We start from the raw sequence: 7,956 nt of genomic DNA on the forward strand, positions 1-7,956 counted from the left end.
GTGTTTACCGGAATCATTGAAGAGCTTGGCGAGGTCGTCGAATTCGCCGCGACCGCTGACGGCGCCCGACTCACTGTCCGCGCCCCCGGCGCAGTATCGGATGCCGGCCACGGCGACTCCATCAGCGTCAGCGGCGTGTGCCTCACCGTTGTTGATCAGGGCCCCGACTGGTTCACGGCCGACGTGATGGGAGTCACGATCGCTATGAGCACGCTCGGCACAGTTGCTGCCGGTGACCACGTCAACATCGAACGCGCCATGCAGGTGGGCGATCGTCTCGGCGGTCACATCGTGCAGGGGCACATCGATGGCACGAGCACCGTACTGAGCATTGAGGACGAGGGCAGCTGGCGCGTTTTGCGCTTCAGCCTCACTCCGGAGCTCGCCCCGCTCGTCGCGCGCAAGGGCTCCATTGCCGTGCACGGTGTCTCGCTCACGGTGAGTGCTGTGGGCCTCGACTGGTTTGAGGTCTCGCTGATCCCCGAGACCCTCACTGCAACAACGTTGGGAGCGCTCGTTGTGGGCGACTCCGTAAACATCGAGACTGACATTCTGGCGCGTCATGTTGCCCGGATGGCGGAGTTCACCGACGCAGATCAGCGTCACGAAAGGACCGAGTCATGAGCCTGGCCACTATCCCTGAAGCCATCGAAGCACTGCGCGATGGTCGCCCCGTTATCGTCGCTGACGATGAGGGCCGCGAGAACGAGGGCGATGTCATCATCTCCGCCGAACTCGCCAGCCAAGAGTGGATTGCCTGGATGGTGCGCCACTCCTCTGGATTCATCTGCGCACCTATGACCAACGAGATCGCTGATGCTTTGGCGCTGCCACCCATGGTCTCCGTCAATGAAGATCCCCGTGGTACCGCCTACACGGTGTCAGTGGATGCCGCTTCGCGTCTTAGCACCGGCATCAGCGCCTCTGACCGGGCCCACACTCTCCGCGTCCTCGCCGACCCGCTCTCAATGCCGTCGAGCCTGCACCGTCCAGGACACATCCTGCCGCTGCGTGCGGTTGATGGTGGCGTCCGCGAGCGCGACGGCCACACCGAGGCATCCGTCGATCTGATGAAACTTGCGGGCCTGCGCCCGGTGGCGGCAATCTCGGAGATCGTGCACGACTCTGGCGAGATGATGCGGTTGCCTGAGTTGATCGAATTTGGTGCGCGCGAGAACGTGCTCGTCATCACGATTGAGGCGCTCATGCACTGGCTCGAAGAGAACCGTTGCGACACCATTCCGGCACCGATCGCACCGATCCCTGAAATGGCTCGGGTGTCGTTTGAGGTGGAGACCACGATCCCCACCGCGCACGGCTCCTTCACGGTGCGTGCCTACCGCGACCACTCCACCGGCGCGGATCACGTCGCCTTCATCGCTCCCGGAACGCTCGACCGCATCGGCACCGAACCCATCCTCGTGAGGGTGCATTCGGAGTGCCTCACGGGTGAAGCGTTCGGTTCCCTCAAGTGCGAGTGCGGTCCCCAGCTTGATGTCTCCCTCGAGACTGTGCAGCGTGAGGGTGGCGCTGTGATCTACCTTCGTGGTCACGAAGGACGAGGTATCGGGCTCATCAACAAGCTGCGCGCCTACCGCCTGCAAGAAGACGGACTCGACACCCTCGACGCGAATCTGGCCCTAGGCCTGCCCGCTGATTCCCGCGATTATGGTGCGGCTGTTGGCATCCTCAAAGATCTGGGGATGTCGTCGGTGCGGTTGCTTAGCAACAACCCGGAGAAGCAACGCCAGCTTGAAGAGCGCGGTGTGACCGTGACCGAACTTGTTCCTCTCGTGGTTGGCGTCAGCGCCAGCAATGAGGGTTACCTCGAAACTAAGCGTGACCGCATGGGCCACGCACTTCCCTCCTCGGCCGTGCTCAATGAAGCACGCCTGACCCCGAAAGGCCTCTAATGAGCGGCGCAGGATCCCCCGAATTCGTTACCGATGCAACCGGCCTCAAGGTAACGATCGTTGCCGGGCAGTGGCATGAGGTCATCACCAACGGCTTGCTCGCTGGAGCCCACCGCGCGCTCGCTGCGGCGAATGCCGAGGTGACCGAGGTGCGGGTTCCCGGCAGCTTCGAGTTGCCCGTCGCGAGCAAGGCAGCCCTAGATGCTGGGGCGGATGCCGTAGTCGCGCTCGGCGTGATCATCCGTGGTGGTACGCCCCACTTTGAATACGTGTCGGATGCTGCAACCAGCGGCCTCACGCAGGTGTCGATCCTTACCGGCAAGCCTGTTGGCTTTGGCGTGCTCACGCTTGACGACGAGCAGCAGGGACTCGACCGAGCCGGGCTTGAGGGTTCGAAAGAGGACAAGGGTAAAGAGGCCGCCAACGCCGCTATCGCGACTGCTGTGCTGTTGCGTCAGATTCGCGGGGCATAGCTAGCATTTAACCTCGACTCAGCACCTCCAGCATCTCCCAACACTCGGCTGGTCGATGGGGAAGGGATGTGAGTCACTTGCTTTCGCTAGCCGACGTCAACGGATCATCGAGACCGAATTCATGCCGAAGGGCCGATCGGGCAGCATGCCATCCCGCCATCCCGTGTACGCCCGGTCCTGGCGACGTTGAAGCTGAGCAGAGGTAGATGCCACGAGCGGGAGTGCGCCAAGGATCGGCAGACACGACGGGACGAGCCACCAACTGCTGCAGAGTCATCGCGCCTCCCGTGATGTCCCCGCCCACGAGGTTGGCGTTGGATGAGTTGAGATCCATGGCGCTGCGGCCACTGGATTGTAGAATCCGATCACGGAATCCCGGGGCCAACCGTTCGATCGCGGCAGTAATCTTTTCGGTCGGATTGCGCCGTGACCCTGCGGGAACGTGCGTATAGGCCCACACTATGTGCCGGCCGGCCGGTGCCCTGCTGGAGTCGTGGACCGTGGGTTGCGAAAGCAAAACATAGGGGTTCTCGGGATGTTTTCCGCGACTAACCTCCCGTTCGCTGTTCCGGATCTGATTCCAGGTTCCACCCAAGTGAAGGGCCGCCGGATTTCTGAGCTGCGGTTCTGTCCAGGGCACTGGTCCATCGAGCGCGTAGTCCACCCGGGCCGCAGCATTGCCATGTCGAAACCGGGCTAGGTCTCTTCTGTACTGGGCGGGCAAACGGTCACCAGCAATCTGGAGTAGTGCCCCAGGCGTCACATCGAGAAGCACCACCCGCGCGTCAGCGAGTTCATTGAGACTGGTTACGTTATGGCCCAGCTCAATTGATCCTCCGTGCGCGATGATGTCTGTGACGAGCGCTTCGGCAATCTGCTGGGAACCGCCGACAGGAATGCCCCAGCCGCGCGCGTGTGCGTGGGACGCCAGCACGGTACCCGCCCCCACAACCGCGAGTGACGGCATCCTCCCGACCGCATGCGCCGACACTCCTGCGAGAAGCGCCCTTGCCCGGGGATCCCTCAACGTGTTGCGCCAGAAAGTCTCTGCCAAGTTCATCGTTGTATAGCCGAGCCGGGCGGCGAGTCCGGGGTCGGATGGGAGGCGCCACAACGGCCCGAGGGTCAGCTCCGCTAAGTCATCGATCCTCTCAATGAGGGGCCCGAAGAGCTCCCGCCAGGTGCGACCGCTGCCCCTGTTGTCCCCTAGGCCCGCTACCGTAGCTTCGAGATCCCGATGGGCGTAGACCGCTCCACCGGGCAACGGATGTCCGTATGACGTCTCCGGCACCACGAAGTCGACCCGCTCGCTCAATTTCCAAGCTTGGAAGAACGGTGACGCCAGCGCCATCGGATGGACGGCGGCGAATTCGTCGTGGAGGAAGCCAGGCAGCGTCAGCTCGCTGCTGCGCAACCCTCCGCCCCACTGGTCGTTCGCTTCGACGACGCTCACGCTTAAACCGGCTCGGGCAAGAGTGACCGCCGCCGCCAGCCCATTGGGTCCGCTGCCGACAACGTAAGCATCAGGGACGCTCACTTGTCAGTCACCAGCTCCGGCGCGACCAGGCTAGGCATTCTGCCCGGTCGGCTCGCCCCAAATCGGGCTAGGTAACCGGTCACATATACCTTTGCTAGCCGCACATCCCTATCCGTAAGTAAGAAGAGGTCAGTCACCACCATGTACAGCGAGAAGAACGGCAGACCCATGAGTATTCCAATCGCGACATGCATGCCAAGCACGAGAGGCAACAGAACGGCTTTCGCCCACCGGTTGACGAGTGCGAACGGTAGGCACAATTGCACAAATACGGCCGCATAGGTGGCGCCGACAACCACAATCGGCCATTGATACACGAAGGCCGCTACCTCTGGCCAGTTGTTGTAGTCCGCTGTGCGGAGTATGTAGTAGAGCGCAGTGCCGTTTTGCCACATCTCGCCTTGCACCTTGAACAGGCTTGAAGTCGCATAGAGCACGCAGACCTGTGCAACGCAGGCTATGAGAGCCGCGTTGTGAGCGACAGTGCCAATGACCCGCTCTCGTCGCCTCGGTCTCCCGGATGCAAGGCGACGACGGGTGCGGAGGGAATCTAGCGACCAGTGTGCCCCCACTTGAGCAAACACCAAGTAGACAAGAATTATCCGAGCTAGGTTGTCGCCCCCGTTCGTCGCGAGGGGATTCCGAGCATGCAATGACCAGAGCAATACGAAAAAAATCACCGTAATAGTGCGGGTGTGCCATCCAAGGGTGAAGAGAATGGCCGCTGTCAAGAGCGCGAAATAGAGGATGTCGGCGTACACGGCGCTGGAGGACAGAACGTAGAGTGACGGTTGCCCACCTGCCAGAGATGTCTGCATAAACAGATCCCAGGTATACGCTGCTTCGGCACCCCAGATCTGCTGCCGAACGGGCAGGTTGATGAGGAGCAGGAATATTGTTGTCACCCCGTAGCCGATGCGCACTAGCGAAATAACCCTGGTGCCGTGTCGACGCTGCGAAAGCCAATCCAGCCCGGCCATTCCCAGAGCACGACGATCGAGTCTGCGTGTGTTCGAAAACGTCATAAGGGTAGTTCCTCTCCGGTGGCGGTCAGCCAGGGCGTGTCGGAGTAGAAAACTTCGCCCACTCCGGCATCGTCCCGCTTCGACCAGCGCGGAAATTCATGAGTGACAATCCGTACTTGCACAGCATCCGGCGTCACTCCGGTTTCGTCACGCACACCTTTGATAGCCAGCTGCACGACAGCATCCACCGTGCGCTTGTAAGCGGTGCGTAGCGGTTCCGGACCGGCATCGAGCAGGTCCTCGCTGAGGAATAGCCCCGAGTCAGCCGCGTTAGGGAACTCCGCGAGAACAGCCTCATTGCGAATGAGGTCCTGTCGCGCCGATAACAGGTTGTGCGTGGCGCTGCTCACCGTGTAATGCAAATTGTCAGGAACCAGGTTGTGTAGCTTGCGTTCCAGCATCGCGGTGGAAAGGTCGACGAACCCGCCGAGTTCGTCACCGCCCGCCGTGCCCCGGACCAGCAATCCGGTATCTCGTGACACCGGATCTGGAGCAAAGAGTTCCCAGTTTTGATCAAATAGTGGGCTCATCCACAGTCCAGTCGCGAGCGCGAGCTGCTGGCTAAGGGGATTAGCTGGAGCAACATGGAGGAATGTGAGCCCGAAGTGCAGCGAGAGAACACAAACTGCACCTACGGCCGCTATTCGAGACCCAGTCCTTGAACTGTTGGCCTTTTGACTGGGCTGAGACATTGCCACTCCGATTCCGGTGCCGGGGAAACGGGTCCTCCCGCACAGTGCGGGAGGACCCTCCTAGATTAATCGAACGCAGTTATAGCGACTGGGGTTTCACCCGCGACACTCCAGATGCCTATGATCTTGCCTGCGACCCATGCGCCGACGGCCGCTCCCGCTGCGCTGGCAGCACCAACGACGAACGCGGTGGCGACCACAGCAGGGACCGCCTGCGGTGATACTGAGCCGTCCTGGCCATCAGGATCCGCGACTGCGGCCGCCGCAAAAGCTTGACCAGCGACAATCGAACTACTAGAAGCGACCGGTGTGGCCGTCGGCGCAGCGCTCGCCACAAAGGACGTACTCGCCAACCCAAGCGTCAGCGCAGCGCCCAAGGCGATTTTCGGAAGGAACTTCGTCATTCTCTCTCCTCTTTCTCGAATAAGTGATGCCAGAGAACGGAACGCGCCCACTCAGTAAGTACGATATTCCGTTGTACTGAGATTTATAATGCAGACCGGCATGCCATGTCAAGACTTTAAAGTATTTCTCAATTAAAGCACGACTCACCTGAAGATAAAGGGGAACGGAGGTGTGGTGAAGCTCGTCAAGTTCGGAAGGGTTGGAAAAAATCAACATGTCGGTGCCTATTTAGTTCGAATTATCGTAGTATCTAAACCATGGAGAGCGACACGAAACGCATCGAGGGAAAGCTCGACCGAATTGTCGATCTGCTCGAGAGCAACGCCGGAGCCCGCGAGCTCGTCGCTAGGTCACAAGAAAAGTTCTGGGCGCTCGAGGGGCTGCGGGAACGGATTGAGGACAACGCGGGCAACGTTATGATCGTCGGTGCAGTAGGCCTACCCACTGGCGAGACCTACGATTGGCAACAGGCCGAATCCGTGACCACCGCTCTGCAACTGGAGTGGTCCGATCTATCCGACGTGCTTGGCGCGTTGGGACACCCCATACGCTTGCTTATCCTTCAGAACATCGTCTCCGGAACTCGCTCTACACCGCAACTTGCAGCCATTCCCGAGCTGGGCACGACGGGCCAGCTTCACCATCATCTCCGCTTGCTGATAGCTGCCGGTTGGCTGACCAGCACCGGTCGAGGCCACTACGCTATCCCCGCACCTCGAGTCGTCCCGCTGTTAGCGATTCTCCTGGCGGCTAACCGATGAGGCGGGCCGCGAAGGTGGGCATCCTGCAACCTTTGGGTGGTGCGCTTGCTGGCCTTCACTCGCCGGGCCGAAAGACGAGGTTTCTTGCCCTACTTCGGGCACCGCTGTTCGCAACCACACTTGTCGTCGCGATCAGCGTGACCGCGTGGCGGCTCTTCCCTGTATCGGGCGCGAGCGAGCAAATGTTGCGCGACGTGGGGTCTCTGTTCGTCCTTCTGCTGGCGATACTGCTATTGGTGCTCGCCCGCTTCGGCATCACGCGAAAAGTCAGCACCATCGAGATCATGACTCCGGTGCGTGGGCGCTGGCGAGCGCTGAGTTCGCCGGCCACGAAAGTACCCAGTCATGGCACCCATGAGTACGGACAAACGTGGGCGCTTGACATCGTGGCTGTCCCGCCCGGGTCGGTGGCGGCTCCGTTCGGCGGGCTTCGCGGCTCGCTACCACCGGAGTCCTTTCCTTCTTTCGGGCAACCAGTTTTTGCCGGCGGCAACGGCACCGTCGTACTCTCCCGCGACGGTGCTCCAGACCGCAGGAGCCGAAACAGCTGGCTGCTGTTGCCGCTGTTCGTAGTGGAGTCAGCGCTACGCGGGATCGGCGGAGAACGCTTTGTTTTCGGCAACCTCCTGGTGATTAACCTTGACCACGGCGGGTATCAGGCACTCGCACACTTGCAGAACGGCTCAATCGGGCCGGCCGTGGGCGACCGGGTCACGACCGGCGAGCAGGTCGCCCGGTGCGGCAATTCAGGCAACAGCACGGAACCGCACCTGCACCTGCAGCTGATGAACCGGCCCACACCCACGGCGGCCGTAGGCTTCCCATTTATGTTGCGGGGCATCCAAACCGAAGGCACAGATGAGTTGAACGAGCACGATGTCGTGCCTGCGCGCAATGAGTATTTCAACGCCGGGCCAACAGATGTACTCCCGCCGATTAACAACAGCGCTTATTAGCACTCCCGCTCCTCCAACTGCTGATTCTTCTCGGCATTCTCGCACCACTGCAAGCGTGGTTCGGCTGGATTATGGCCGAGCAGTCGCTGCGTCTAGGTGTACTGCCCAGGGACGTTGGTTGAATCGGTGTGACGACTCGCTGTAGTTGTTGAGGGCTGGGTGAGGGCCTCCGGTTGAAAGTGGAGTTGTTGACA

The 7,956-nt window shown here is 60.9% G+C and carries 9 protein-coding genes; 5 read left to right on the plus strand and 4 right to left on the minus strand.

The window, feature by feature from the left end; genetic code table 11:
- Genes ABD112_RS11455 through ribH form a run of 3 tightly spaced genes read left to right on the plus strand, consistent with a single transcriptional unit; the run spans nucleotide 1 to nucleotide 2,386 of the window.
- Nucleotides 1–624, plus strand: coding sequence for a riboflavin synthase (locus tag ABD112_RS11455; RefSeq protein ID WP_343925988.1), 624 nt, complete (start codon nucleotides 1–3; stop codon nucleotides 622–624).
- Nucleotides 621–1,913 (plus strand): 3,4-dihydroxy-2-butanone-4-phosphate synthase, encoded by a 1,293-nt coding sequence (gene ribB / locus ABD112_RS11460; RefSeq protein ID WP_343925990.1) that lies wholly within the window; start codon nucleotides 621–623, stop codon nucleotides 1,911–1,913. The genes ABD112_RS11455 and ribB overlap by 4 nt, the downstream gene beginning before the upstream one ends.
- On the plus strand, nucleotides 1,913–2,386 hold the full coding sequence (ribH, locus tag ABD112_RS11465) for a 6,7-dimethyl-8-ribityllumazine synthase (RefSeq protein WP_343925992.1): 474 nt from the start codon (nucleotides 1,913–1,915) through the stop codon (nucleotides 2,384–2,386). Before ribB ends, ribH begins: the two co-directional genes overlap by 1 nt.
- A gap of 73 nt (nucleotides 2,387–2,459) precedes the next feature.
- Here the strand turns inward: ribH and ABD112_RS11470 are convergent, their stop codons facing one another.
- The 4 genes from ABD112_RS11470 to ABD112_RS11485 all read right to left on the minus strand — a co-directional run bounded on the left by ABD112_RS11470 (nucleotide 2,460) and on the right by ABD112_RS11485 (nucleotide 6,044).
- Complete coding sequence (locus ABD112_RS11470; protein ID WP_343925994.1) at nucleotides 2,460–3,923, minus strand: phytoene desaturase family protein; 1,464 nt, start codon at nucleotides 3,921–3,923, stop codon at nucleotides 2,460–2,462.
- Nucleotides 3,920–4,948 carry an HTTM domain-containing protein gene (locus ABD112_RS11475; RefSeq protein ID WP_343925996.1) on the minus strand — a complete coding sequence of 343 codons (1,029 nt, stop codon included), beginning with the start codon at nucleotides 4,946–4,948 and terminating at the stop codon, nucleotides 3,920–3,922. The genes ABD112_RS11470 and ABD112_RS11475 overlap by 4 nt, the downstream gene beginning before the upstream one ends.
- Nucleotides 4,945–5,640: a DUF5819 family protein gene (locus ABD112_RS11480; protein WP_343925998.1), complete on the minus strand. Its 696-nt coding sequence runs from the start codon at nucleotides 5,638–5,640 to the stop codon at nucleotides 4,945–4,947. Before ABD112_RS11480 ends, ABD112_RS11475 begins: the two co-directional genes overlap by 4 nt.
- A gap of 65 nt (nucleotides 5,641–5,705) precedes the next feature.
- On the minus strand, nucleotides 5,706–6,044 hold the full coding sequence (locus ABD112_RS11485) for a hypothetical protein (protein WP_343926000.1): 339 nt from the start codon (nucleotides 6,042–6,044) through the stop codon (nucleotides 5,706–5,708).
- A 258-nt stretch (nucleotides 6,045–6,302) separates the two neighbouring features.
- On the opposite strand from ABD112_RS11485, the gene ABD112_RS11490 reads away from it, so the two are divergent.
- On the plus strand, nucleotides 6,303–6,806 hold the full coding sequence (locus ABD112_RS11490; protein WP_343926002.1) for an ArsR/SmtB family transcription factor: 504 nt from the start codon (nucleotides 6,303–6,305) through the stop codon (nucleotides 6,804–6,806).
- On the plus strand, nucleotides 6,803–7,762 hold the full coding sequence (locus ABD112_RS11495) for a M23 family metallopeptidase (protein WP_343926004.1): 960 nt from the start codon (nucleotides 6,803–6,805) through the stop codon (nucleotides 7,760–7,762). The genes ABD112_RS11490 and ABD112_RS11495 overlap by 4 nt, the downstream gene beginning before the upstream one ends.
- Nucleotides 7,763–7,956 lie beyond the last annotated feature (194 nt).

It is taken from the genome of Rhodoglobus aureus (genome assembly GCF_039527955.1).
GTDB lineage: Bacteria > Actinomycetota > Actinomycetes > Actinomycetales > Microbacteriaceae > Rhodoglobus > Rhodoglobus aureus.